24 protein-coding genes are annotated in these 25479 nt (G+C 67.6%); 6 read left to right on the forward strand and 18 right to left on the reverse strand.

What is annotated here, in order from left to right:
- Positions 1–65 precede the first annotated feature (65 nt).
- Entirely contained in the window at positions 66–983 is a 918-nt protein-coding gene (locus tag ACSFA7_RS11540; protein ID WP_435499466.1) for a LysR family transcriptional regulator, read from the forward strand.
- Here the strand turns inward: ACSFA7_RS11540 and ACSFA7_RS11545 are convergent, their stop codons facing one another.
- The 4 genes from ACSFA7_RS11545 to ACSFA7_RS11560 are packed head-to-tail and all read right to left on the reverse strand — an operon-like array spanning position 984 to position 5912.
- A complete protein-coding gene (locus ACSFA7_RS11545; protein ID WP_435499467.1) occupies positions 984–2792 on the reverse strand; it encodes a feruloyl-CoA synthase in 1809 nt (602 codons plus the stop codon).
- Position 2793: 1 nt separating this feature from the next.
- A complete protein-coding gene (locus ACSFA7_RS11550) occupies positions 2794–3780 on the reverse strand; it encodes a 3-hydroxyacyl-CoA dehydrogenase NAD-binding domain-containing protein (protein WP_435499468.1) in 987 nt (328 codons plus the stop codon).
- The gene (locus ACSFA7_RS11555) at positions 3735–4949 is read right to left on the reverse strand and encodes an ABC transporter substrate-binding protein (RefSeq protein ID WP_435499469.1); all 1215 of its coding nucleotides are present in this window, start codon (positions 4947–4949) and stop codon (positions 3735–3737) included. The genes ACSFA7_RS11550 and ACSFA7_RS11555 overlap by 46 nt, the downstream gene beginning before the upstream one ends.
- Before the next feature lie 39 nt (positions 4950–4988).
- Positions 4989–5912 (reverse strand): beta-keto acid cleavage family enzyme, encoded by a 924-nt coding sequence (locus ACSFA7_RS11560; protein WP_435499470.1) that lies wholly within the window; start codon positions 5910–5912, stop codon positions 4989–4991.
- A 124-nt stretch (positions 5913–6036) separates the two neighbouring features.
- Between ACSFA7_RS11560 and ACSFA7_RS11565 the strand changes: the two genes are divergently transcribed.
- Positions 6037–6750 (forward strand): Crp/Fnr family transcriptional regulator, encoded by a 714-nt coding sequence (locus ACSFA7_RS11565; protein ID WP_435499471.1) that lies wholly within the window; start codon positions 6037–6039, stop codon positions 6748–6750.
- Positions 6751–6844: 94 nt separating this feature from the next.
- Positions 6845–7237: a hypothetical protein gene (locus ACSFA7_RS11570; RefSeq protein WP_435499472.1), complete on the forward strand. Its 393-nt coding sequence runs from the start codon at positions 6845–6847 to the stop codon at positions 7235–7237.
- A 37-nt stretch (positions 7238–7274) separates the two neighbouring features.
- On the opposite strand, the gene ACSFA7_RS11575 is transcribed toward ACSFA7_RS11570, so the two are convergent.
- Positions 7275–7499, reverse strand: a complete 225-nt coding sequence (locus ACSFA7_RS11575; RefSeq protein WP_280808794.1) for a tautomerase family protein — start codon at positions 7497–7499, stop codon at positions 7275–7277.
- A 34-nt stretch (positions 7500–7533) separates the two neighbouring features.
- Complete coding sequence (locus tag ACSFA7_RS11580) at positions 7534–8277, reverse strand: SDR family NAD(P)-dependent oxidoreductase (RefSeq protein ID WP_435499473.1); 744 nt, start codon at positions 8275–8277, stop codon at positions 7534–7536.
- Between the two features lie 106 nt (positions 8278–8383).
- Here ACSFA7_RS11580 and ACSFA7_RS11585 point away from each other — a divergent pair, with 106 nt between their 5' ends.
- Entirely contained in the window at positions 8384–9295 is a 912-nt protein-coding gene (locus tag ACSFA7_RS11585; RefSeq protein WP_435499474.1) for a LysR family transcriptional regulator, read from the forward strand.
- Between the two features lie 3 nt (positions 9296–9298).
- Here ACSFA7_RS11585 and ACSFA7_RS11590 read toward each other — a convergent pair whose 3' ends face one another.
- The 9 genes from ACSFA7_RS11590 to ACSFA7_RS11630 form a co-directional block, all read right to left on the reverse strand.
- Positions 9299–10000 (reverse strand): ABC transporter ATP-binding protein, encoded by a 702-nt coding sequence (locus ACSFA7_RS11590; protein WP_429613180.1) that lies wholly within the window; start codon positions 9998–10000, stop codon positions 9299–9301.
- Positions 10000–10755 carry an ABC transporter ATP-binding protein gene (locus ACSFA7_RS11595; protein WP_435499475.1) on the reverse strand — a complete coding sequence of 252 codons (756 nt, stop codon included), beginning with the start codon at positions 10753–10755 and terminating at the stop codon, positions 10000–10002. The genes ACSFA7_RS11590 and ACSFA7_RS11595 overlap by 1 nt, the downstream gene beginning before the upstream one ends.
- Positions 10752–11711, reverse strand: a complete 960-nt coding sequence (locus ACSFA7_RS11600; RefSeq protein WP_435499476.1) for a branched-chain amino acid ABC transporter permease — start codon at positions 11709–11711, stop codon at positions 10752–10754. Before ACSFA7_RS11600 ends, ACSFA7_RS11595 begins: the two co-directional genes overlap by 4 nt.
- Positions 11711–12583: a branched-chain amino acid ABC transporter permease gene (locus tag ACSFA7_RS11605; RefSeq protein ID WP_435499477.1), complete on the reverse strand. Its 873-nt coding sequence runs from the start codon at positions 12581–12583 to the stop codon at positions 11711–11713. Before ACSFA7_RS11605 ends, ACSFA7_RS11600 begins: the two co-directional genes overlap by 1 nt.
- A gap of 100 nt (positions 12584–12683) precedes the next feature.
- Positions 12684–13859, reverse strand: a complete 1176-nt coding sequence (locus ACSFA7_RS11610) for an ABC transporter substrate-binding protein (protein WP_435499478.1) — start codon at positions 13857–13859, stop codon at positions 12684–12686.
- A complete protein-coding gene (locus ACSFA7_RS11615; RefSeq protein WP_435499479.1) occupies positions 13856–14665 on the reverse strand; it encodes an alpha/beta fold hydrolase in 810 nt (269 codons plus the stop codon). The genes ACSFA7_RS11610 and ACSFA7_RS11615 overlap by 4 nt, the downstream gene beginning before the upstream one ends.
- The gene (locus ACSFA7_RS11620; RefSeq protein ID WP_435499480.1) at positions 14662–16209 is read right to left on the reverse strand and encodes a benzoate-CoA ligase family protein; all 1548 of its coding nucleotides are present in this window, start codon (positions 16207–16209) and stop codon (positions 14662–14664) included. The genes ACSFA7_RS11615 and ACSFA7_RS11620 overlap by 4 nt, the downstream gene beginning before the upstream one ends.
- Positions 16210–16236: 27 nt before the next feature.
- Positions 16237–17787, reverse strand: a complete 1551-nt coding sequence (locus ACSFA7_RS11625; RefSeq protein WP_435499481.1) for a 3,4-dehydroadipyl-CoA semialdehyde dehydrogenase — start codon at positions 17785–17787, stop codon at positions 16237–16239.
- Positions 17784–18257, reverse strand: a complete 474-nt coding sequence (locus ACSFA7_RS11630; protein ID WP_435499482.1) for a 4-hydroxylaminobenzoate lyase — start codon at positions 18255–18257, stop codon at positions 17784–17786. The genes ACSFA7_RS11625 and ACSFA7_RS11630 overlap by 4 nt, the downstream gene beginning before the upstream one ends.
- 200 nt (positions 18258–18457) lie before the next feature.
- Between ACSFA7_RS11630 and ACSFA7_RS11635 the strand changes: the two genes are divergently transcribed.
- The gene (locus tag ACSFA7_RS11635; RefSeq protein ID WP_435499483.1) at positions 18458–19393 is read left to right on the forward strand and encodes a helix-turn-helix transcriptional regulator; all 936 of its coding nucleotides are present in this window, start codon (positions 18458–18460) and stop codon (positions 19391–19393) included.
- Positions 19394–19424: 31 nt separating this feature from the next.
- On the opposite strand, the gene ACSFA7_RS11640 is transcribed toward ACSFA7_RS11635, so the two are convergent.
- The 3 genes from ACSFA7_RS11640 to ACSFA7_RS11650 all read right to left on the reverse strand — a co-directional run bounded on the left by ACSFA7_RS11640 (position 19425) and on the right by ACSFA7_RS11650 (position 23535).
- On the reverse strand, positions 19425–21908 hold the full coding sequence (locus tag ACSFA7_RS11640) for a TonB-dependent siderophore receptor (protein ID WP_435499484.1): 2484 nt from the start codon (positions 21906–21908) through the stop codon (positions 19425–19427).
- Positions 21909–21988: 80 nt separating this feature from the next.
- Positions 21989–23014 carry a FecR family protein gene (locus tag ACSFA7_RS11645; protein WP_435499485.1) on the reverse strand — a complete coding sequence of 342 codons (1026 nt, stop codon included), beginning with the start codon at positions 23012–23014 and terminating at the stop codon, positions 21989–21991.
- The gene (locus tag ACSFA7_RS11650; protein ID WP_435499486.1) at positions 23011–23535 is read right to left on the reverse strand and encodes a sigma-70 family RNA polymerase sigma factor; all 525 of its coding nucleotides are present in this window, start codon (positions 23533–23535) and stop codon (positions 23011–23013) included. The genes ACSFA7_RS11645 and ACSFA7_RS11650 overlap by 4 nt, the downstream gene beginning before the upstream one ends.
- Positions 23536–23784: 249 nt before the next feature.
- Here ACSFA7_RS11650 and boxC point away from each other — a divergent pair, with 249 nt between their 5' ends.
- Positions 23785–25461 carry a 2,3-epoxybenzoyl-CoA dihydrolase gene (gene boxC / locus ACSFA7_RS11655; protein ID WP_435499487.1) on the forward strand — a complete coding sequence of 559 codons (1677 nt, stop codon included), beginning with the start codon at positions 23785–23787 and terminating at the stop codon, positions 25459–25461.
- Positions 25462–25479 lie beyond the last annotated feature (18 nt).

Genomic DNA, 25479 nt, shown 5'->3' on the forward strand with positions numbered 1-25479 from the left:
GGATATCACCGCAAATTTATATGCGTGATTGTGTTTATTGAGCCGGTGAATGAACGGGACGCACGATGAACTACCGCAATGCCGACCTGAACCTGCTGAAGGTGTTCGAAGCCCTCATGACCGAGGGCAACGTCACACGCGCAGCAAGCAAGCTGTCGCTGACGCAGCCCGCGGTCAGCAATGCGCTGCGCCGGCTGCGCGACACCTTCGACGATCCGCTCTTCGTGCGCAGCGGCGCGGGCGTCAACCCGACCCGGCGCGCCATCGATCTCTGGGAGCCGCTGTCGCAGTCGCTGCATGCGATCCGCGCGACGATGGACGACGAGCGCTTCGACGCGCTGCGCAGCACCGCGAGCGTGAGCATCGCGATGTCCGACTACGTGTCCTCGATCGTGGTGCCGCGGCTGGCGGCCCGGCTCGGCAAGGTCGCGCCGTCGATGCAGGTCCACGCCATTCCGAACACGCTGGTGGACTTCGGCCCGGTGCTGGCCGACAACAAGGCCGACTTCGCGATCAGCGTCTACAACGAGGAAGTGCGGCGGCCGGCGTTCCTCAAGTCGAGGGCGTTGTGGTCGCCCGATTTCCTCTGCTTCATGCGCGCGGGGCATCCGCTGGCGCGCACGGGCAGGATTCCGCTGAAGAAATTCCTCGCGGCGCGGCATGTGGATGTGAGCCTGGTCGGCAAGACCACGCCGACCTACGACCTCTTTCTGCGCAGCCGCGGGCTGCAGCGCAACCTGGTCGCGACAGTGAACCACTACGGCGCGGCGTACGAGGCGGTGCGCCGCTCCGACCTGCTCGCGGTGCTGCCATGGTCGGAGAAGTTCGAACCCTCGCGCCTCGCGGGCCTGCGCATGATGCCGGTGCCGCTGGAGGCGCCGCCGCGCATCATCGAACTGTTCTGGCACCAGCGGCACGAGACCTCGGCGCTGCACCAGTGGGTCAAGGACACGCTGCTCGCGCTGTTCGAGCAGCCGTCCTGATCAGCCGCGCAGACGTACCACCTGAGGGTCACTCTCCGCCGCATGCAGGCGCGCCACGTCGGCCGCACGACGCGTGAGCACCGCGCGCTGGTTGATGTAGCCCTTGTCGGTGATCTCGCCCGCGTCGGGGCTGGGCGGTTCGGCCAACACCAGCGCACACGCCGGGCATTGCGACGAACCCGCACCTTCATCGCGCAGCGAACGCAGCACGCCGGCGATGCGTTCGGCCAGCGCCTCGGGCGCGAGCGATGCGGCCTGCGGAGTAGGGAACACCAGCATGCCGATCTCGTCGCGGTCGTGGCCGGTGAGCACCACGTCCTGCACATGCGGCGCGAGCAGCGACACCAGCTTCACGCGCAGCGTGCCCACCGAGACCCAGGTGCCGGTCGAGAGCTTGAAGTCTTCGGCCACGCGGCCATTGAAGATCACGCCGTGCGTGGGCTCCGCGGCGTTCGCAAGGAAGCCCGCGTCGCCGATGCGGTAGTAGCCCTCTTCGTCAAACGCTTCTGCGGTTTCACGTGGCGCATCGCGGTAGCCGGGGAACACCGAGACGCCCTTGACCCGCATCTCCAGCTTCTGGCCGTTGGGCACGAACTTGAGCTCGAGCCCCGGTAGCGGTGCGCCGATGCAGCCCGCGCCATCGAGCTTCCAGTGCGCCGAGGTGATGGCGGGCGAGGTCTCGGTCGCACCCCACGAGGTGGTGAGCCACAGCGGGCGCGTGGGCCGCACGCGCCGGGCCACCGCCTCGAGCCGTTGCCATGTCGAAGGCGCGAGTGCCGCAGCCGCATAGAAGGCGAGCCGCAGCCGCGAGAACACCTCGGTGGCGAGCGCCTCGTCGGCCTCTAGAAAGGGCAGCAGCATGTCGAAGCCGCGCGGCACGTTGAACAGCAGCGTGGGCTTCACTTCGCGCAGGTTGCGCACCGTCTTCTCGATCAGGCCCGGCGCGGGCCGGCCCTCGTCGATGTAGAGCGCGCCGCCGTGGCACAGCACCATGTGCAGGTTGTGGTTCGCGCCGAAGGTGTGGCTCCACGGGAGCCAGTCGACCAGCACCGGCTTTTCCTCTGCGAGGAAGCGCCAGGTCTGCGCCATCATCTGCTGGTTGGCGCACAGCATGCGGTGCGTGTTGATCACCACCTTGGGCTTGCCGGTGGAGCCGGAGGTGAGCAGGTATTTGGCGTGGGTGTCGGCAAGGATCGCTGCGAAGGCGTCCATCACGGCCGGGGTTTCCTTCGCCGCGAGCAATCGGTCGAAGGACATCGCGCCCGGATGCGCATCGGCATTGCGACTGAACACCGTGACGGCCTCGACACCGCAGCCCGCGAGCGCGCCGCCGTACACCTTGGCGTCCGATGCATAGATCAGCGAAGGACCGAGCGCCTTGAGCATGCCGTGCAGCCGCGACGGGTCCTTCGCCATGCGCGAGTACGCGCTCGACAGCGAGCACGCGGTGCGGCCGATGTGCATCGCTGCGAGCATCAGCACTGCGTGGTCGATCGCGTTGTCCGAAAGGATCACGATGGGCTGGCCCGCAGGAAGCTTCAGGTCGAGCAGGCCCTGCGCGACCGCGCCGACGGCGTGGCGCAGCGCGCGGTAGTCGACTTTGCGCCAACCTTCGCCGCTCTCGTCGCGTTCCGCGAACGCCAGGGCGTCGGGTGTCTCGTGTGCCCAGCGCTCGATCCATTCGCCGATGCAGCGTGCATAGGGCTTCAGCGTCTGCGGCGAGCGCAGTGCGAAGGAGCCGTCGTCGAAGTCGATGCGCACCGTGCGGGGCGGAGCGATCAGGCTTTCGTCGTTGAGGAAATCGGTCATGTCAGTCGAGTTTGCCGGTGTCGGCTTTCGCGCGAATCAGATTCAACAGCAGGGTGTCGCGCGCGGTTTCGAGGTCGCTGGTGCGGCGCGCGCCCAGTTCCTCGGCCACGCCTTCGGCGACCTTCTGCTTCAACGCATCCGTCATCGACGGCGCACCCAGGTCCTTCCACCAATCCTCGATCGGTCCGCCCAGGTGCGCGAGAACATGTTCGATGCCACCCGCACCGCCCGAGAGGTGCAGGTTCATGAACGGCCCCATCACCGCCCAGCGCAGGCCGGGGCCGTGCGCAATCGCGGTGTCGATGTCCGCGACGCTCGCCACGCCTTCGTTGACCAGATGGAAGGCCTCGCGCCACAGCGCAGCCTGCAGCCGGTTCGCGATGTGGCCCTTGACCTCGCGCTTCACGTGGATCGGCCGCTTGCCGATGGCGGCGTAGAACGCCATCGTGCGTTCGATGGCCTCGGTCGAAGTCTGCTCGCCACCGATCACCTCCACCAGCGGAATCAGGTGCGGCGGATTGAACGGATGCCCCAGCACCACGCGCTGCGGATGCGCGCAGCCCGACTGCACGCCGCTGATCGCGAGGCCCGACGAACTCGACGCGAGGATGGTCTCCGGCGGCGCGGCTGCGTCCATGCGGCGGAACAGGTCGATCTTGAAGTCCATGCGCTCGGGGCCGTTCTCCTGCACGAAGTCGGCCACGGACACCGCGTCTTCCAGGCTGTCGTGGAAGCGCAGCCGGTCGATCGAGGCACCCTCGGCAAGGCCGAAGCGCTGCAGCGTCGGCCAGTGCTGCGCCACCGCATCGCGCAGCCGCCCTTCGGCGCCGGGCGACGGATCGGTCGCGTTCACGTCGAGCCCGTGCGCGAGGAAGTACGCGGCCCAGCTCGCACCGATCACGCCGGTGCCGACCACGGCGACACGTTGCACATTCAAGAGGCTCATGATTTCCACCGCACGCAGCGGCTCTCTGCCTTCGTCGTCCATGCGGCCTCGCCGCGGATCGGCTCGACCACCTTGTAGTAGTCCCACGGCTCTTTCGATTCGTCGGGCGTCTTCACCTGCATCAGTTGCATATCGTGCACCATGAGGCCATCGTCGCGCAGCCACCCGCCCTTGACGAACATGTCATTGAACTTCGTCTTGCGCAACTGCGCCATCACCTTGTCGGCATCGTCGCTGCCCGCCGTCTTCACCGCCTGCAGATATTGCAACGCGGCCGAGTAGTCGCCGGCATGGAAGGAAGAGGGCATGCGCTTGTGCTTGTCGAAGAAGCGCCGGGCCCAGGTGCGCGCCTCGGGGCTCTGGTTCCAGTACCAGCTGTCGGTGAGGTACATGCCCTGCGAGGTCTTCAGGCCCAGTGCGTGCACGTCGTTGATGGTGATGATCATGCCGGCCAGCTTCATGTTCTTGCTGATACCGAACTCGGCCGCCGACTTGATCGCGTTCACCGTGTCGCCGCCCGCATTGGCGAGCGCCAGCACCTGCGCCTTCGAGCCCTGCGCCTGCAGCATGAACGACGAGAAATCGCTCGCGCCCAGCGGATGCTTCACCGAGCCCGCGACCGTGCCGCCGCTCGCGTTGATGATCTTGGCTGCATCGGTCTGCAGCGCGGCGCCGAAGGCGTAGTCGGCGGTCACGAAGTACCAGCTCTTTCCTCCCGCCTTGACCACCGCGCTCGCGGTGCCGCGCGCCATGGCCACGGTGTCGTAGGCGTAATGCACCGTGTAGGGCGAGCAGTATTCGTTGGTGAGGCTCGATGCGCCCGAGCCCACCACGAAGTACGGTTTTTTCTTGTCGGCCGCCACACCCGCCATGGCGATCGCCGCGCCGGAGTTGACGCCCGCGATCAGCATGTCGACCTTCTGCACGTCGAACCACTCGCGTACCTTGGCGGCGGCGATGTCGGGCTTGTTTTGGTGGTCGGCGGTGACCAGCTCGATCTTCTTGCCGTCGATGGCGCCGCCCATGTCGGCGATCGCCATGCGGATGGCTTCGGCGCCGGCCGGGCCGTCGTAGTCTCGGTAGATGCCCGACATGTCGCTGATGAAGCCGATGCGGATGGTGTCGTCTGATACCTGCGCCGAAGCGCCGGTGGTGACGAAGGCGGCGCCCAGGGCGATGGCCAGCGCGGTGCGCGAGAGGGTGGTGGTCATGGTCTTGTCTCCGGTCGTTGTATTTGTTCGTTGGTTCGATCAGCCCAGCGCGAACTCGGGCCGCAGCGTGCCGGTGCGCGGCAGGCCCATCATCTGGCGCGCCTCGGCCGGCGTGGCCACTTCCATGTCCAGCTCGCGGATCACCCGCACGATGCGCTCGGTGAGCTGCACGTTGGTCGCCAGCTCGCCCTGGCGGAAGTAGAGGTTGTCCTCCAGCCCGACGCGCGCATGCCCGCCCAGCAGCAGCGCCGCCACGTTGGCCTCGAGCTGCGAGGGGCCGATGCCGCTCACGCAGAAGATGCTGCCCTTGGGGAGGGTGTCCACCATCATCTGCAGGAAGCGCGGCGAATACGGCATCGCGTTCTGGAAGTTGCGGTGCACGTTCATCACCAGGTTGATGAAGTAGGGCTCCTCGTCGTGGCCCTCACCGATCAGCGTGGTCGAGTCCTGCAGGATGTGCGTGGGGCTGAACACCTCCCACTCGGGCTTGATGCCGCGCGCCTTCATGCCGGCGGCGAGTTCGCGCCCGCGGGTGATCGGCGTGTCCATCAGGATCTGCTTGCCCTCGAAGCTCAGGTTCAGCGTGGTCGCATCCAGCGTGCACATCTCGGCGCCGGCGTCCATGCCCTTGATGCGCTCTTCCCACGCGATTTCCCAGCGGTCGCCGGCCAGCGGCTTGACCATGTCGCCATGCACGCCGCCACCGGTGGAGTTATTGATGACGATGTCGCTGCCGCCCGCGCGGATGCGGCTGTTGATGTCGCGATAGACATCGGCGTTGCAGGTGGCGCCGTCGTCGGGCCGGCGCGCATGGATCGCGACCACGCTCGCGCCGGCGTTCCAGCAGCGCAGCACGTCGGCGGCGATCTCCGCGGGTTGGGTGGGCAGATGTGGGTTCTGCGACTTGTGCGCCATGCCGCCGGTCGGGGCGATGGTCACGATCACTTTGCGCTTGGACGACATGGCGTTTTCCTGGTGTCTTTCATGAGGGGCGCGCTATTATTTTTGGCAGCGAAGGCACACTCAGTCATCGCGACGACATTTGGGGTCAGGGTTTACGCACCCGCCCTCCAGGAGCTTTCATTTCATGCCCACCAAGAAGCCGGAGCCGGCCATCCGGGCGGCATCGCTGACGATTCCGCAACTGCTGCAAGGCTCGGCCTGGTTTCCGCTGCTCGATGTGGGCGCGGGCGAGCGCGTGCTTGACGAGATGCGCGAGGTCGAGGTGGCGGCCGGCGCCGCGCTGTGCCGGCGCGGCGACACGCCGCTGCACTGGTACGGCACGCTCGAAGGGCTGCTCAAGTGGTCGATCACCTCCAGCGATGGGCGCTCGGTGACCTTCGGCGGTCTGTCGGTCGGCAGCTGGTTCGGCGAGGGCACGCTGCTGCGCGCACTGCCGCGCTCGGCCGACATCATTGCGCTGCGCCCGAGCCGCGTCGCCCAGTTGCCGCTGGAGACCTTCGAGTGGCTGCACCGCACGCAGCGCGGCTTCGATCACTTCCTGCTGCAGCAGATCAACGAGCGGCTGCACTGGTTCATGGGCAACTACGCGGCGCACCGGCTGCTCGATGCGGACAGCCAGGTGGCGCGCGCGCTCGCGGGGCTGTTCCATCCGTGGCTGCATCCGGGGAGCGAGCCGCATCTGCAGACCTCGCAGGAGGAGATCGCGAACCTGTCGGGGGTGTCGCGGCAAAGATGCAATGCGGCGCTGAACCGGTTGAAGGAGGCGGGGTTCCTGCGGATCGAGTACGGGGGGATCACCGTGATCGATCTCGAGGGGCTGCGGCGGTTCATCGAGTAGCGGATGAGGAACTGCGCCTTTCCTGGAGTTCTTCTGTAATCTGCGCGGGCTAGGCGCAAGTCACTGATCGAACACGTTTCTCCAGCAAATCCATATGGCATCGCCAGAATCTATTCATCACCTTCTCACCGTTGCGGCAAGATTGCTCGACACTGCCGCTTCGGAAATCCGGGATGCGAAGCTGGAGCCGGTTCGCGACAACATCTCGCAGATCGGCCATCTCCTTGCGGGAATTTTCGAGATTCAGCAAAAGGTCTACGTGCTTCGGCCAGATCTGAAACCTGCCTACTTGAGCGAACCCTCGCCGCATTCCGAGTCCAACAAGCTGCTCACTCGATTCATGTCGGAGGCGTGTTGGCACGAAGACGCGGGCGAGGTTGCACTGGCCATCGACAAGTACAGGGAGTACCTGCTTCTCGAAGGATCGCCGCATCACCGGGAGATCGCGGAGGGCGAGATCAGAAGGTTGTCTGGCAGAAACGACTGATTCCGCCGCTCGCGCTGGGCGCGTATGCCTCGATCCGTCACTGCGGCTTCTTCGCCTGCTCCGCCAGCCGCTTGCGGTACTCAGTGGTCGTCACACCCCCGAACCCCCAGTCGTCCGTATCGATTTCCTCGATCACGATGTGGGTCCACTCCGGCGGCTTCTTCAGCACGCGCTCAAGGACTTCGGTGAACTCGGCGATGACTTGGGTCTTCTGTTCGCGCGTGACGCCATCGCGGGTGATCTTCAGATTGACGAAAGGCATGGTGTGCTCCTTGGTTGCTGTGTGAACGGGGCGATTACCAGGTGCCGGCGCTCGCGCCGCCGTCCACCGCCAGCACCACGCCCGACGTGAAACCGGCGCCGGTGAGATAGAGCACCGCATCGGCGATCTCGTGCACGGTCGCGATGCGGCCGGCGGGCGCCAGGCCGCTCAGAAAACCATGGTTCTCGGACGGGTGCATCGGCGTGTCGACGATGCCGGGCGCCACCGCATTCACCTGGATGTTGTGCGGCGAGAGCTCCAGCGCCAGCGCGCGCGTCGCGGCATTGATGCCGCCCTTGACCAGCACCGGCACCAGGGCCGGCACCTTCAGGTTCGGTTGCAGCGCGATGCCCGCGGTGATATTCACGATGTGGCCCTTGCGGCGCGGGATCATGTGCTTCGCGGCGGCCTGCGAGGCGTAGACGAAGCCCTTGAGGTTCGTGACCACCAGTTGGTCCAGCTCTTCCTCGGTGTAGTCGACAAAAGGCTTGGCATTGAAGATGCCCGCGTTGTTGATGAGCACGTCGACCTGGCCGAAGCGCTCCACGGCGCGGGCGATGAGTTGCTCTGCGGTGTCGCGTTTGCCGATGTCGCCTGCGACGCCGAGGAAGCGGGCCGGATTGCCCAGTTGCTTGGCAGCGGCCGCAAGCCGCTCGTCGGTGCGCGCATTGGCGACCACGTTGAAGCCGCGTTCGAGGTACGCCTCTGCGAGTCCCAGCCCGATGCCGCTCGAGGCGCCGGTGATGACGACGGTGGGGGATGAATTGCTGTCTTGCATGTCGGTTTCTCCAGAAGTTGATGACGTGAGGAGAACTGTATTGATGACACGAAGATAGATAAATCACTAGACTCGCACTTCACTTGATACGCGAGGTAATCAATCCATGCAGCGGCAGTTCGGCGACATCCTTCTGGGCAGCATCGAACTCTTCTGCCTCGCGGCGGAGACGGGCGGCTTCACTTCGGCAGCGCTTGCCGCGGGCGTGACGCCCGCGGCGGTGAGCCGCTCGATCTCGCGGCTGGAGAAACGGCTGGGGCTTCGCCTGTTCGTGCGCACCACGCGCAGCGTGCGGCTCACCGACGCGGGCCGTTCCTACTTCGCGCAGTGCCGCCAGGCGCTCGTGCAACTCGCCGAAGCCGAACGCGAAGTGATGGGCCAGCAGGCGCAGCCCTCGGGCACGCTGCGCATCAGCGTGCCCACCACTTACGGCCACCACCGCATCCTGCCGATGCTGCCTGCGTTCCGCGAACGCTTTCCCGACATCCGGCTGCATGTGCACCTGAGCAACCGCAACATCGATTTCGTGGAAGAGGGCTACGACATGGCCGTGCGCGTGCGCGCCCAGCCCGACTCGACGCTGATCGCGCGGCACCTCGAGGACGCGGGGCTCGTGGTGGTCGCGACGCGCAAGTACCTGAAGGCGGCCGGCACGCCCCGCACGCCGGACGACCTGGCCGCGCACGAGTGCATTCAGTTCGAGCTGCCCAGCAGCGGCCGCCGCATCTCGTGGCTTTTCAAGGAAGACGGCAAGGACCGCGAGGTCTTCGCGGACAGCGCCTACAGCTGCTCCGACGACGTGCTCGGCGGCGTCACGCTCGCGAAGAGCGGCGCCGGGTTGTTCCAGACCTATCGCTTCGTCGTGGAGAAGGAGCTTGCCGACGGCTCGCTCGTCGAGGTACTCAAGCCGTTCGCAGGCCGCTCGCGGCCATACACGCTGCTGTACCCCGACGGGCGGCATGTGCCGCTGCGCATGCGGGTGTTCATCGATTTCCTGATGGCGCAGCGTGCCGCCTGAGCTTCACACGCCCAGCAATTCCTCCAGCGCGTGCGGCTCCGCCAGCAGATCGGCCGACGCCCCATGCCGCACGATCTGCCCCTTCTCCATCACCACCGCGAGGTCGGTGTGCGCGAGCACCTTGCGGTAGTCGCGGTCCACGATCAGCGTGGCGATGCCGGTGCCGCGGATCTCGCCGATCACGCGCCAGATCTCGGCCACGATCAGCGGCGCGAGGCCTTCGGTCGCCTCGTCGAGGATCAACAGGCGCGGGTTGGTCATCAGCGCGCGGCCGATCGACAGCATCTGCTGCTCGCCGCCCGAGAGCTGCTGCCCGCCATGCGAGAGCCGCTCGGCCAGCCGCGGAAAGGTGGCCATCACGCGGTCGAAGGTCCACGCGCGGCGACCGTCGATGCCCGCGCGCTCGCTCATCACGAGGTTCTCGCGCACCGAGAGGTTCGGGAAGATGCCGCGGCCCTCGGGCACGTAGCCGATGCCCAGGCGCGCCATCTTCTCGGGCGGCCAGCCGGTGACGGTGCGGCCATCGACCTGCACTTCGCCCGAAGCGGGCCGCACGTAGCCCATCATGCTGCGGATCAGCGTGGTCTTGCCCATGCCGTTGCGCCCGAGCAGGCCCACCGAGGTGGCCGTCGGAATGCCGGCATGCACGCCGCGCAGGATGTGGCTGTTGCCGTAGTAGGTGTTGAGGTCGCGGACGATCAGCATCAGTGGTCTTCTCCGAGGTAGGCGGTGCGCACTTCGGGGTTCTCGCGGATCGACGTCGGGTCGCCGGTGGCGATGACGGTGCCGTTCACCATCACCGTGATGCGGTCGGCGATGCGGAAGACGGCGTCCATGTCGTGCTCCACCAGCAGGATCGCGTGCGTGGCTTTCAATCGTGCGAGCAGCGTGAGCATGCGGTCGGTTTCCTCGGCGCCCATGCCGGCGAGGGGCTCGTCGAGCAGCAGCACGCGGGGTTGCGTGGCCAGGCACATCGCCACTTCGAGCTGGCGCTGCGCGCCGTGGCTCAACGTGCCGGCGATGCGCAAGGCTTCGTTGGAAAGGCCTGCGGCGTCGAGCGCTGCATCGGCTGCGGCATTGCTCGCCGCGCAGCGCTGCGCGGCCTGCCAGATCGCCCACGGCCGCGCGGTCGCGGCCTGGGCTGCGAGCCGGCAGTTCTCGTGCACGCTGAACTCCGGAAAGATCGTCGTGCGCTGGTAGCTGCGGCCCACGCCGTCGCGCGCGCGCCTCGATTGCGCGCGCTGCGTGATGTCGATGCCGTCGAGCGCGATGCGGCCTTCGGAAGCCTCGATCTCGCCCGAGAGCATGTTGATGAGCGTCGACTTGCCCGCGCCGTTGGTGCCGATCACCGCGTGCACTTCGCCGACGTGCAGGTCGAGCGTGACGGCGTTCACGGCGGTGAGGCCACCGAAGCGCCGCGTGAGGCCTTCGACAGAAAGGAGAGCGGTGGCGTTGCTCACGATGCGGCTCCTTCACCCTTGGGCGAGATGCGCTTCACCAGCCCGATCAGCCCCTTCGGCAACCACGCCACGAACACGATGATCGCGATGCCCAGCGTGAGTTGCCAGTGGTCCGCGAGCGGCCCCATCACGGCATGCGTCGAGAAGATTTCCTTCAGGAGCGTGAACGCGATCGCACCGATCACCGCGCCGCGCAGATGGCCAAGGCCGCCGAGGATCACTATCAGCAGCACCTCGCCCGAGTTGTGCCAGGCCATCAGCTCGGGGTTGACCACACCGTCGCGCGAGGCGAGCAAAAAGCCAGCGAGCCCCGCGAGCGCGCCCGCCAGCACGAAGGCCGCGAGTTTGTAGCCGTACACCGGGAACCCCGCCGCGCGCATGCGCTGCTCGTTCACGCGGATGCCCGCGAGCGCCGCGCCGAAGCGGGAGCGCCGGATCAGCGCGAGCAGCCCGTAGGTGAACACCAGCGACGCGAGCACCACGTAGAACAGCACCGTGCGGTTCTCCATGTCGAGCGCGCCGAGCGCCGGGCGCACATACATGTAGATGCCATCGCTGCCGCCGCCGACCTTGGTGTCGTGGAACACGAAGAAGGCCATCTGCGCGAAGGCGAGCGTCACCATGATGAAGTACACGCCGCGCGTGCGCAGGCTCAAAGCGCCGACGAACAGCGCATACAGCGCCGCCGCGCCCATGGCCATCGGCAGCAGCAGTGCGAAGTTGCCGCCTTCGCTGCCCGATGCGAGCACCGTCACGTACGCGCCGATGCCGTAGAACGCCGCGTGGCCCAGGCTCACGAGGCCGGTCATGCCGACCAGCAGTTCCAGGCTCAGCGCGAAGATCGAGAGGATCATCACCTTCACGACGAAGTCCGAGGCGTAGTTGCCCATCAACGGGCCGGCGATGGCGATGAGCACCGCGCAGGCCACGGGCATGAGGAATGCACCCTTCTTCATCATGGCCGCCTCCCCATCAGCCCTTCGGGCTTCCAGATCAGCACGATGGCCATCAACAGGTAGATGCCGATGCCGCTCAGGTCTGCGAAGAACACCTTGCCGAAGGTGTCGACGAAGCCCACCAGCAGCGAGGCCAGCAGCGCGCCGGTGATCGAGCCGATGCCGCCGATCACCACCAGCACGAAGCAGATGATGAGCACGCTCGCGCCCATGTTCGGATACACCGAGGACATCGGCGCCGCGATCATCCCGGCGAGCGCGGCGAGCGCCACACCCGCTGCGAACACGATGCGGTAGAGCCGTTTCACGTCGATGCCCAGGCCCCGCACCATGTCGCGGTTGCTTGCGCCGGCGCGGATCATCATGCCCAGGCGCGTGCGGTTCACCACCCAATACAAACCCACCGCGAGCACGATGCACGCGGCCGAGGCGAAGAGCCGGTACCACGGGTAGCTCATGACGTTGCCCAGCGCGAAGCTGCCATCGAGCCACGCGGGCACCTTCACGCCGTGCACGTCGTTGCCGACAAGGATGGAGCGCAACTCCTCGAACACCAGGATGAGCCCGTAAGTCATGAGCACCTGCTGCAGGTGATCACGCTGGTAGAGGTAGCTGAAGAACGCCCATTCGAGCAGGTAGCCGAAGATGGCCGCGAGCACCACGCCGGCCACCAGCATCAGGAGGAACTGGTCACCGAACAGCGGCGCGAGCGCGAACGCCATGTACGCGCCGATCATGTAGAAGCTGCCGTGCGCGAGGTTGATCACGCCCATGATCCCGAAGATCAGCGTGAGGCCTGATGCCACCAAGAAGAGCAGGAGTCCGTACTGAACCGAGTTCAGGCACTGGACGAGGAAGGTTCCGAAATCCACCGTGTGAGATCCCAGTTGGTTGTGGTTGCCGCAAGGCGGCTCGCGGCCCGGTCAGGGGCCGCGAGGGAACGAAATAACCGAAGCCTTCAGGCCTCTCTGCTTACATCCTGCAGCCGCGGGCAGGATCTGCGAGACCCTTGATCGCCGTGCTGACCAGCTTGTTTTCCTTGCCCTCCACCTTGCGCAGATAGATGTCCTGCACCGGGTTGTGCGACTTGCTCATCGTGAACGTGCCGCGCGGGCTGTCGATCTTGGCCTTTTCGATGGCGGCGGTGAATTCGGCCTTCTTGCTGATGTCGCCCTTGGCGGCGGCCAGGCCCACGCCCAGCATCTGCGCGGCGTCGTAGCCCTGCACCGCATACACGTCGGGCTGCAGCTTGAACGACTTGGCGTACGCCACGCGGAACGCGTTGTCGCGCGCGGTATTGAGGCCGTCCGCGTAGTGCAGCGTGGTCAGCATGCCTTGAGCGGCTTCGCCCTGCGCATCGAGCGTGCCGTCGGTCAGGAAGCCGGGGCCATAGAGCGGAATCGTCTTGTTGAGGCCCGCGGCCTGGTAGTCCTTGACGAACTTCACCGCGCCGCCGCCCGCGAAGAAGGCATACACCGCGTCGGGCTTGGCGGCCGCGATCTCGGTCAGCAGCGCCTGGAACTCCACGTTCGGGAAGGCCAGCGTGAGCTGCTTGTCGACCTTGCCGCCGTTCTTCTCGAAGCCTTCCTTGAAGCCGTTGACCGACTCGTCGCCGGCCGCGTACTTCCAGGTGATGGTCATCGCCTTCTTCTTGCCCTGCTGCTTGGCCGCGACCTCGCCCATCGCGTAGGCCGGCTGCCAGTTGCTGAACGAGCTGCGGAAGATGTTGGGTGCGCACATCGGGCCGGTCACCGCGTCGGCGCCGGCGTTGGGCACGATCAGCACGGTGCCGCTTTCCTTGGCGGCCTTGGCCATGGCCATCGCGACACCGGAGTGCACCGTGCCCACGATCACATCGACGTTGTCGCGCTTGATGAGCTTGTTGACGTTGTCGGTCGCCTTGGCGGGATCGGACTCGTCGTCGACCTTGAAGTATTCGATCTCGCGGCCCGAGAGCTTGCCGCCTTGCTCGTCGACGTAGAGCTTGAAGCCGTTCTCGATGGCCACGCCCAGCGCGGTGTAGGTGCCGCTGTAGGGCAGCATGAGGCCGACCTTGAGCTTGCCGGTGCCCTGGGCGCCGGCCGCCGACGCAAGGGCGGCAAAGGCGATGGCGGTGAGCGCGAGGCGCGCATTGCGGATGGTCGTCATGGTGTCTGTCTCCTGTTTTTGGTGATGAAAGCGGCGGTTGCGACGGTGACACGTTCCGGCTGATCGCGATGTGGGGAATGCCCGCATTCAGGGATTTCCACCAGTTCGCAACCGCCGCTCACGCGCGCGGCGATGCCGCGGATCTGCGCGAGCGTTCCGTATTCGTCGTCGATGCCCTGGATGGCGAGCACCGGGCAGCGGATGGCGCCGAGCTCGGCCTCGATGTTCCAGTCGCGAAAGGGCGGGTGCAGCCAGATGCGGTTCCAGCCCCAGAAGGCGGAATCGGCGCTGTCGTGGTAGCGGCCCAGCTTTTTCGGCAGGTCGGTCGAGAGGTATGCGGTGCGGGCCAGCTCGATGTTCGCGACGGTCACGTCTTCCACGAAGATGTGCGGGGCGAGCACGACGAGGCCCGCCACGAGATCGGGGAAGCGCGAGGCGTAGAGCAGCGAGATCGAACCGCCGTCGCTGTGGCCGAAGAGCCAGGGCTTTTCCTCGTCGAGCTTCAGCGCAGCGAAGAGGGCGGGCAGCACCTCGTGCGCCTGGCGATGCATGAAATCGACGTCCCAGATCTCATTGTCTTCGCGCGGCGTGGAGCGGCCGTAGGCGGGGCGTGAGAACACCAGGCCGCGGGCGTTGGCGGCTTCGCAGACTTGTGCGGGGAAGTCCTTCCACATGGCGACGGAGCCGAGGCCTTCGTGCAGGAAGACGATGAGCGGCGCGTCGGTGCGCTCGGGGGCGATCCACGCGCACTCGATCTGCACGGCGCGGCCGCGCCAGTCGATGGCGGCGAAGGCGGGTGTGCTCATGCCTGCTTCTCGCGCTCGCGCAGGCGAAAGCGCTGGATCTTGCCGGTCGCTGTCTTGGGCAGTTCGTTCACGAATTCGAGGAAGCGCGGGTACTTGTAGGGCGCCAGGCGTTCCTTCACGAAGGCCTTGAGTTCGTCCTCGGTGGCGGCGCTGCCGTCCTTCAGAACGACGAAGGCCTTGGTCTTGGTGAGCCCCTCGGCGTCTTCCTTGCCGATCACTGCCGCCTCGAGCACAGAGGGGTGCTGCATCAAGGTGGCCTCGACCTCGAACGGCGAGACGTAGATGCCGCTGACCTTCAGCATGTCGTCGCTGCGGCCCGCGTAGGTGAAGTAGCCGTCGGCATCGCGCGTGTACTTGTCGCCGCTCTTGGTCCAGCCGCCCTGGAAGGTGTCGCGCGACTTCTCGCGGTTGGTCCAGTACATGAGCGCCGAACTCGGGCCGCGGATGTAGAGATCGCCCACTTCGCCATCGGGCACCGGTCGGCCGTCTTCGCCGCGCAGCTCGACCTCGTAGCCTTCGACCGGCTTGCCCGTGGTGCCGTAGCGCACATCACCGGGGCGGTTGGAGATGAAGATGTGCAGCATTTCGGTCGAGCCGATGCCGTCGATGATCTCGCAGCCGTAGTGCGCCTTGAAGCGCTGCGCGATCTCGCCGGGCAGGGCCTCGCCGGCGGACGAGCACATGCGCAAGGCAACAGCATCGCGCGCTGGCAGCTTTGGCGAAGCGAGCATGCCCGCGAAGCCGGTGGGTGCGCCGAAGAAGACGGTCGGCTTGTGCTCTGTCCAGCGATGGAAGGTGGCGTCGGGCGTGGGGCGCTCGGCCATCAGCACGACGGTGGCGCCGACCGTGAGCGGAAAGGTCAGCGCATTGCCCAGGCCGTACGCGAAGTACATCTTGGCGGCCGAGAAGCACACATCGTCTTCGGTGAGCGCGAGCACCGGCTTGCCGTAGAGCTCCGCCGTCCACCAGAGGTTGGCGTGCGTGTGGACCGTGCCCTTGGGCTTGCCGGTGGAGCCGGAGGAATAGAGCCAGAAGCCCGGGTCGTCGGAGGCGGTGTTCACCGGTGCGGCCAGGGGCTCGACCTTGGCGAGCGCGTCGTCGAAGGCTTGCGCGTTGGCGGGCAGCGTGCCCGTCGGCTGCGAGACGATCAGCGTTTGCAACTCGTGCGCGCCGCGCCCCATCGCATCCTGCAGCACTGGCAACAGCGCGCCCGACACCAGCGCGGCCTGCGCGCGGCTGTGGTCGAGCATGTAGGCGTAGTCCTCGGGCGTGAGCAGCGTGTTGACCGCGACAGGCACGATGCCGGCGTACAGGCAGCCGAGAAAGCTCACGGGCCAGTCGTTGTTGTCGAGCATCAGCAGCAGCACGCGCTCTTCGCGGCGCACGCCTGCGGCTTTCAACGCGGCGGCCAGGCGGCGCGCGCGGTCTTCGAGCTGGCCGTAGCCGAGCGTGCCGCGGTCGTCGATGTAGGCGGTGCGGTCGGCGCGGCCGCGGTTGAGGGCGAACAGGTGTTCGGCGAAATTGAATCGTGCGGGCAGGCTCATCGTGGGGTCTCCTTGGGGCCTGTTCTTCTAGAGGCCGAGGGCGGCGAGCACGCCGGGGCTCGCCTGCACGGCGCTCTTGCGGTGATAGAAATCCAGCGCGCGCAGGCCGCCCAGTTCGGCGCCGCCGCCCGCGCGACCGGGGCCGCCGTGCATAGACATCGGCATCACGTTGCCGTGGCCGGTGTGGGCTTGCGCCACCTCGGGCGTGATCACGTGGACCCGGCCGTGGCTCGGTGCGACGGCGAGTGCGGCCTGTGCGAGCGCCGCGTCGTCGCTGCCGTAGAGCGACGTGACGAGAGAACCTTGTCCACGATGCGCGAGCCCGATGCCGTGTGCCAGATCGCGATACGGCAGCAGCGTGGCGACCGGCCCGAACACTTCCACGTCATGCACGCGCTGCGCCGCATCGGCATCGCGCGCGCCCAGCAGCACCGGGCCGATGCAGGCGGCGATGGCGGGGTCTGCATCGATCAGCGGCTTGTTGCGGCTGTCGTGCAGCACGGTGGTCTGCGCGGCGAGCGCATCGAGTCCGTCGCGCACGGCGTTCAGCTGCGCGCGGCTCACGAGCGAACCCATGCGCACGCCCTCGTTGCGCGGATTGCCGACGGTGACTCCCGCGAGCTTGGCGCCGATGGCTTCGGCTGCGGCGTCGTACACCTCGGCCGGCACGAGGATGCGGCGGATCGCGGTGCACTTCTGGCCCGACTTCACCGTCATCTCGCGCACCACTTCGCGCACGAGCAGGTTGAACGCTTCGCTGCCGGGTGCTGCGCCGGGCAGCAGCAGGGCGCTGTTGAGGCTGTCGGCCTCGATGTTCGCGCGCACCGAGCGCGCGGCCACGGCCGGGTGCGAGCGGATCACCGCCGCGGTCTCGGCCGAACCGGTGAACGAGACCACGTCGAAAGGCTGCAGCTGGTCCATCAACCCGGCCGAGCTGCCGCAGATGACCGAGAGCGCGCCGGCGGGCAGCACGCCCGCATCGACCACGTCCTTCACCATGCGCTGCGTGAGCCAGGCGGTTGCGGTCGCGGGCTTCACGATCACGGGCACGCCCGAGAGAAATGCCGGTGCGGCCTTTTCCCACAGGCCCCATGACGGGAAGTTGAAGGCGTTGATGAAAAGCGCCACCCCGTGCGTCGACACTTGCAGGTGCTGCGACTGAAACACCGGCTCCTTGCCGAGCTTGACCGCGTCGCCATCGCGCAGCGCACGCACGTCGCCAAGCGCATCGCCCCACTTGGCGTACTGGCCGAGGGTGAAGATGGCGCCGTCGATGTCGACGGCCGAGTCGTTCTTCACCGTGCCCGAATTCGCGGTGGCGATTTCGTAATAGGCATCGCGGTTGGCTTGCAGCACCTTGACGATCGCACCAAGCAGCCCCGCGCGCTGGCGGTAGGTGAGGGCGCGCAGCGCGTTGCCGCCCTGTTCGCGCGCAAACGAGAAGGCTTCAGGCAGGTCGAGCCCCGTGGCATCGACGCGTGCGAGCTCGGTGCCCAGCACCGGATCGAAGAGCGGCGTGCCGGCGCCCGAGCCGCTTTGCCAGCGGCCGGCGACGTGGTTGGAAAGGAGTTCGGTCATGCGGTGAACTTGATCTGCCCTTCGGGCAGGAGATAGAGAACGAGCGCGCGGCCTTGCGCGACGGTCGGGCGGTGCGCGGTGTCGGGTCCGTAGACGCACCAGCCCGCGGGCCGTCCGTCGAAGGTGGCGCTGGGGCTGTCGTCGAGCGGCATGATCAGGTCGATCTCACCGTTCGGATGCGTGTGGTGCGGGCCGGCGATGTCCTGCATGTCGACCACGTCGACCGAGAAGCGGTGCAGCGCGTCCTCGGCCTTGAAGACGCGGCCGTACCGGATGCCGCCGCCTTCGCGCTCGCACAGCCAGCCTTCGGCGACACCGCCGATGCAGGCCTGGCGCAATCGTTCGAAGCCGGCGCTGCCCGCGCCATGGTTGGCGTTGAGCCACTGGTCGAGCTGGCTGTCTAGCGGCCGGCCTGCGATCTCGGCGGTCAGGCCCGCGATCAACTGGTGAAATGCTTCCTTGCTGGCCATCGTGGGGCTTTCTTCGTGAAGGCTGGCTGGGGTGGTGCTGGCCGCCGTGAACTTATGAACTACCTTGCAGGATCGTTGCGCGTGCAGTATCTTGCGTGTGGCCGAACAATAAGCACCGAGACATTGGGTGTCAAGCAATATAGTGCATATGTGGTGTTTACCCTGAGCGCGCACAATCCCGGCAAAGAACGAGGACTTGCATGAACGAGCATGTAGACGCGGTGCTGGCCACCGCGCCAGAAAGCGGCAACGCCGCACCGGCCGGGGAGGCCAAGAATCCGCTGCTGGCCGCACTGGGCGACCGCGTGCGCAACCTGCGCGCGCAGCGCGGCCTCACGCGCAAGGCGGTGGCTGTGGCGGCCGACGTGTCCGAGCGGCACCTGGCCAACCTCGAATACGGCATCGGCAACGCGTCGATCCTGGTGCTGCAGCAGGTGGCCGGCGCGCTGCACTGCTCGCTGGCCGAGCTGGTCGGCGACATCACCACCAGTTCCCCCGAGTGGCTCTTGATCCGCGAACTGCTCGAGAACCGCAGCGAGGCCGACCTGCGCCGCGTGCGCGTGGCGCTCGGCGAACTGCTGGGCACCGCCTCGGTCGACTCGGCGCGGCACCGCCGCATCGCGCTCGTGGGGCTGCGCGGCGCGGGCAAGTCGACGCTCGGGCAGATGCTGGCCGACCACCTCGACGTGCCCTTCGTCGAATTGAGCCGCGAGATCGAGAAGCTCGCCGGCTGCAGCGTGCGCGAGATCCACGACCTCTACGGCACCAATGCCTACCGCCGCTACGAGCGCCGCGCGCTCGAGGAGGCGATCCAGATCTACGGCGAGGTGGTGATCGCCACGCCGGGCGGCATCGTCTCCGACCCGGCCACCTTCAACGAATTGCTGGCCCACTGCACCACGGTGTGGCTGCAGGCCGCGCCCGAGGAGCACATGGGCCGCGTGGCCGCGCAGGGCGACATGCGCCCGATGGCGGCCAGCAAGGAAGCCATGGACGACCTGCGTCGCATCCTCGACGGGCGCGCGGCCTTCTATTCGAAGGCCGATCTGCGCGTGGACACCGGCAGCAAGACGCTGCAGCAGGCCTTCGAGGCGCTGCGCAGCGCGGTCGGCACGGTGGTGCGCGAAGCGGCCTGAGTGCCCGGCACCCGGGCGCCCGCGCCCCGGGTCAGAACTTGTAGACCAGGTTCACGTTCACGCTGCGCGGCTCACCCCAGGTGTAGGTGCTGTACCAGCTGAAGACCGTCATGTACTTCTTGTCGAGCGCATTGTTCACGCGCAGCGTGGCCGACAGGCGCGGGCTGAATTCGTAGCGCGCCATCAGGTCGACCAGCCAGTATGCGTCGGTGGTGAAGGTGGTGCTGCCCAGCACCGGATTGGACGCATCGCCCCACGACTTGCTCTGCCAGCGCGCGCCGCCGCCCAGCGTCCAGCCCTGCAGCGCGCCGCGGAGGCGGTAGGTGGTGTAGAGGCTGAACTGGTCTTCGGGCTCCAGCGTCGACACCTTCTTGCGGTCCTGCTTCGCCACCTTGTGGGTGAAGCCCGCATGCAGCTGCCAGCCCGGCGCCAGCTCGCCCGAGACCTCCGCCTCCACGCCCTTGGCGACCACGCCCTGGATCGCGCGATAGGCCTGTCCGCCCCGGGGCGTGAGCCCACCGGTGGCCTCGGGGTAGTTGTTCTGCTCGAGGTGGAAGTAGGCCAGGCTGGCGTTGAGCTTGCCGTCGAGGAAGCTGCCCTTCAGGCCCACCTCCTGGTTCTTGCCGTCCTGCGGATCGAGCGTCCGGCCGTTCACGTCCTGGTTGGACTGCGGCATGAAGATGGTGGTGTAGCTGCCGTAGGCCGAGAGCTGCGGCGTCAGGTCGAAGATGAGGCCCGCATAGGGCGCCACCTCGCCGGACCTGTCGATGTCCTTGTTCCTGTAGCTCGACACCCGGGCGCCGGCGATCAGCTTCAGCCGGTCGCTGAGGTTCAGCCGCGTGGCCGCGTACAGGCCGCGTTCGCGCGTGACCTCGTTGTCGGTGAAGCTGGGCGTGCGCGAGGAGACGGGGAGCGGCACCTGCCCGGTCCAGCCGTAGTAGCCCGACACGTGGGTCTGGTAGTCGGGGAAGTTGTAGCCGTCGTTCTTCCAGCGCCGTCGCGCGATGCTCGCGCCCACCACCAGCTCGTGCTCGCGGCCGAGCAGCTTGAACGGGCCGCTCGCGTAGGCGTCGAGCGCGTCGCTGGTGGTCCGGCCCACGTACTTGCCGAGCCACATCGAGGTGCCCGAGCCGTCCAGCGGGTTCGGGTTGCCGCCGGCCGCGGCGCCCAGGAGCGCGTCGTAGCCGTTGATCTGGTGGTTGTACTGGACCTTGGCGACCCAGCCGTTGCCGAACTGGTGCTCCAGCGTGGAGAAGCCGGTGCGCGTGTACTGGCCCCAGCCGCTCCAGCGCGCGCCGTTGTTGAAGGAGCGCGGCATGTTGTTGAAGTTGCCGAGGCTGTTGAAGATGGGAATGCCGCCCCAGGTCGAGCCCTTGGGGTCGTTGTCCTGGTAGTCGGCGCCCACGGTCAGCAGCGTGTTGGGCGTGAGGTCGGCCTCGAGCACGCCGTAGAAGACCTTGCTGCTGCGCTTGTAGTGGTCGAGCTGCGAATGACGGTCCTGCAATGCCGCCACCACGCGGCCGCGCACGCTGCCGCTCTCGTTGAGGGCGCCGCTCAGGTCGGCCTCGGTGCGGTAGGTGTTCCACGAACCGGCGCTTGCGCTGATCTGGCCCTGGAACGCGCGCGTGGGCTTCTTGCGCACCAGGTTGATGGTGGCGCCGGGCTCGCCGCTGCCGGTGAGCAGCCCGGTGGCGCCCTTGAGCACCTCGACGCGGTCGTAGATCGAAGTGTCGGTGAGCGTGTTGCCGGCCGAGTAGGCCGAATCGCGCCGCATCGGGATGCCGTCGTACTGGAAGTTCTGGATCGCGAAGCCGCGCGCGTAGTACTCGGTGCGCTCGCTGTCGTAGGTGACGATGCTCACGCCCGGCGTGGCGCGGATCACGTCGTCGATCGAGTTCATGCCGAAGTCGTCCATCTGCTGGCGCGTGATGACGCTGACCGTCTGCGGCGTCTCGCGCGGCGACAGCACCAGCCGGGTGGCGGTGGCGATCGCGCCGGGCGTGTAGGAGCGCGTGCCTTCGGTGATCTCGCCGAGCTGGTTGGCCGTGACGGTGACTTCGCCGAGGGTCTGGTTGGCCGTCGTTTCCTGTCGCGGCCGGGCCGGGGCAGCGGCCGGTGGTGCGGTCTCGGCGGCCGGCACCAGCAGGTAGCCGGCCGAGGTGCGGCCCAGCGCCTGGCCGCTGCCCGCGAGCAGCGCCGCGAAGCCGTCCTCCACGCCGTAGCGGCCCTTCAGGCCGGGCGAGCGCAGGTCGCGCAGCTTGCCGGCATCCAGCGCGATCGCCACGCCGGCCTGCTGGGCGAACTGGTTCAGGGCCGTGGCCAGCGGGCCGGCCGGGATGTCGTAGGCGGCGCTCGCGCCGCGCGCCGGCGCGGGGCTCGCGGCCTGGGCAAGCGCCAGCGGGCCGGCGGTGGACATCGCCATTGCGCAGGCCAGGCGAAGGGCCAGGCGCAGGCGGTTGTGCGTGAAGGGTGCGGCGGCGGCGGGCGGCGCGGGGTGGCGGGGTTGGGCGTGCATGTCGGTTCCAGTGATTAGTCGAGATCTCACCGGCAATGACGGATGAGCCGCTGAAAGCGGAACCGGACCGCGCTCTTTTTTCAGGAGGGGTCGGTCGTGTCGACCAGCACCAGGTAGGAGGTGAGGGTGCGCACCCGCAGCTGCGGGAAGCTGTCCACCAGCAATTGCAGTGCGCGCGTGGTGTCGTCCAGCGGCAGCACGGCCGAGACGCGGATGCCCTGCGTGCGCGCGCGGTCGTAGACGATGCCGCCCGGGTGGTAGCGGTCCAGTTCGTCGAGCACCTCGGGCAGCGGCCGGTCGTCGGCGACCAGCTGCCGCCGTGTCCAGGCGTTGTCGATGCTGCGCACGTCGACCGGCTCGGCCGGCCCGATGCCGGCCCCGGTGATCCGCACCCGCTGTCCCGGATCAATCACCCGTGCCTCTGCGCCCGCGCCGGCCTGCACCGTGGTGCGGGACTCCAGCATGGTCAGCACGGTGGCCTCAGCGTCGCGGCGCACGATGAAGCGCGTGCCGAGCGCGCGGATGCTGCCCTGGGGCGTGCGGACCACGAAGGGCCGCGCGGCGTCCGGCGCCACCTCGACGCGGATGGCGCCACGCACCAGCTCGATGTTGCGGTGTCCGGCGTCGTAGTGCAGGTTGACGGCGCTGCCGGTGTCCAGGCTGATGCGGCTGCCGTCGGGCAGCACCTGCGCGCGGGTGTCGCCGGTGGCGGTGCGCATGTCGGCCAGCAGGTAGGCTGGCGGACAGGCCCGCAGCAGCATTCCGCCGAACAGGCCCAGCGCGAGGGCCAGTGCCAGCGTCGCGCCTGCCTGGCGCCTCCGCCGGGACTGCCGGGGCCGGGCCTCGGCGGCCGAGGCCGTCAGCGCGGCGTGCGCTGGCCGCGCGTGGCCGCCCGAGCTTTCGCGCACCGTCTGCAACTGGCCGAGCAGCCGCTCCATGCCGGCGGCCGCCGCGGCGTGGCGCGGGGCCGCCTGTTTCCAGGCCTCGAAGCCTTCGCGCGCGCGTTCGCGCTCGGCGGGATCGTCGGCGGTGAGGCGCACGATCCACTCGGCCGCCTGCATCGCGGTCGCATCGCCGGCCAGTCCGGCTGCGGACGCGCGGCTCACTGGACGAACTCCGCGCGGCAATGGAGCAGCGCCAGCGCGAGGTACTTGCGCACCATGCGGTCCGACACGCCCAGGCGCTGCGCGATGGCCGCGTGCGTCATGCCGTCCAGGTAGTGCAGCAGGAAGGCTTCGCGCGGCCTGGGCTGCAGGCCGTCGAGTGCGGCGGCGATCTGGGCCAGCGCCTGCATCGCCATCAGCGTTTCGTTCGGCGAGGGATGGGCGCAGCCCTCCATCGCCAGCGCCAGTTCGGCCAGGTAGGCCTGCTCGATGCGCTGCCGCCGCGCGCGGTCGATCAGAAGCCGCCCGGCCGTGGTGCTCAGGAAGGCGCGGGGCTTCTCGATGCTGCCCAGCGTGCGCAGGGTCTCGCGCGAGGCGAGCACGCGCACGAAGGTGTCCTGCGCCACGTCGGCGGCACTGTGTGCGCAGCCCAGCTTGCGGCGCAGCCAGGCGGTCAGCCAGCCGTGGTGCGTGCGGTAGAAGTCGCCCAACTGGGGCTGCAGGCGGGTATCGGGGAACGGCATTCGAGCGTCGGAGCGCGTGCGCGGCGCATGCAAGAAGAAAGAAGGCGGCAGGAAAGGCGGAGAAAACTTAGCAAATAAGAACTATTCGCATCTTCTCTCGGAAATGTGTCCTGCGCACCGTCTGAGCCTCAAAAAAGCCCGGCAGGCATTGACTTGCCGGTTGATATGCATAATGATGCATGCACTGAGCGAAGAAAACTGCATTATTCTTCGTGCGACCCACCCGCCCCAGACCCAGGAGACTTCACGATGAGCGCCGATACCTCCCTGCAGCCGCCCCCGCGCGTCGACTACCGCGTCGAGCCTTCCCAGTACCGCCACTGGAAGATCGGCTTTGACGGCAACGTCGCGCGCCTCACGCTCGACATCGCCGAGGGCGGCGGCATCCGCCCCGGCTACAAGCTCAAGCTCAACAGCTACGACCTGGGCGTCGACATCGAGCTCAACGACGCGCTCAACCGCATCCGCTTCGAGCACCCCGAAGTGCGCAGCGTGATCGTCACCAGCGGCAAGGACCGCATCTTCTGTTCGGGCGCCAACATCTTCATGCTGGGCGTCTCGGGCCACGCCTGGAAGGTGAACTTCTGCAAGTTCACCAACGAGACGCGCAACGGCATCGAAGACTCGTCGAAGCACTCGGGCCTGAAATTCCTCGCGGCTGTGAACGGCGCCTGCGCCGGCGGCGGCTACGAGCTGGCGCTGGCCTGCGACGAGATCCTGTTGGTGGACGACCGCTCCTCGGCCGTCTCGCTGCCCGAAGTGCCGCTGCTCGGCGTGCTGCCCGGCACCGGCGGCCTGACGCGCGTGACCGACAAGCGCCATGTGCGCCATGACCTCGCCGACATCTTCTGCACCAGCGTCGAAGGCGTGCGCGGCCAGCGCGCGGTCGAGTGGCGCCTGGTCGATGCGGTGGCCAAGCCCGCGCAGTTCGCCGCCGCCGTGCAGGACCGCGCTTCGCAACTCGCGGCCGGCAGCGACCGTCCCGCGGGCGGCAAGGGCGTGGCGCTCACGCGCCTGGAACGTACCGACAGCGCCGACGGCATCGCGTATTCGCATGTGAACGTGCAGATCGACCGCAGCAAGCGCACCGCGACGATCACCGTGAAGGCGCCCACCGGCGCGCAGCCGGCCGACATCGCCGCCATCGAAGCCGCAGGCGCCGCCTGGTGGCCGCTGGCGATGTGCCGCGAGCTCGACGACGCGATCCTCAACCTGCGCACCAACGAACTCGACGTCGGCACCTGGCTGCTCAAGACCGAAGGCGATGCCGCTGCCGTGCTCGCCTCCGACGCCGTGATGTTCGCCAACAAGGACCACTGGCTCGTGCGCGAAACCATCGGCGCGCTGCGCCGCACGCTGGCGCGCCTCGATGTGTCGTCGCGCAGCCTCTTCGCGCTGGTCGAGGCCGGTTCGTGCTTCGCCGGCACGCTGGCCGAGCTGGCCTTTGCGGCCGACCGCACCTACATGCTCGCGCTGCCCGACGATGCAGAGCGCGCACCGAAGCTCGTGCTGAACGAATTCAACTTCGGCTTCTTCCCGATGGTGAACGACCAGAGCCGCCTGCAGCGCCGCTTCTATGAAGAGGCCGCGCCGCTCGAAGCCGCACGCGCCGCAGCAGGCAAGCCGCTGGACGCCGACGAAGCCCTGAAGCTCGGCCTGGTCACCGCCGCACCGGACGACATCGACTGGGAAGACGAAATCCGCATCGCCATCGAAGAGCGCGCCGCCATGTCGCCCGACGCGCTCACCGGCCTCGAAGCCAACCTGCGCTTCGCGAGCAAGGAAAACATGGCCACCCGCATCTTCGGCCGGCTCACCGCCTGGCAGAACTGGATCTTCAACCGCCCCAACGCCGTCGGCGAAAAGGGCGCGCTCAAGGTCTACGGCACCGGCGAGAAGGCCGGCTTCGACATGAATCGCGTTTGAACTGGCAGCCCCGTACAA

The organism is Variovorax trehalosi (genome assembly GCF_051216415.1).
Lineage (GTDB): Bacteria > Pseudomonadota > Gammaproteobacteria > Burkholderiales > Burkholderiaceae_C > Variovorax.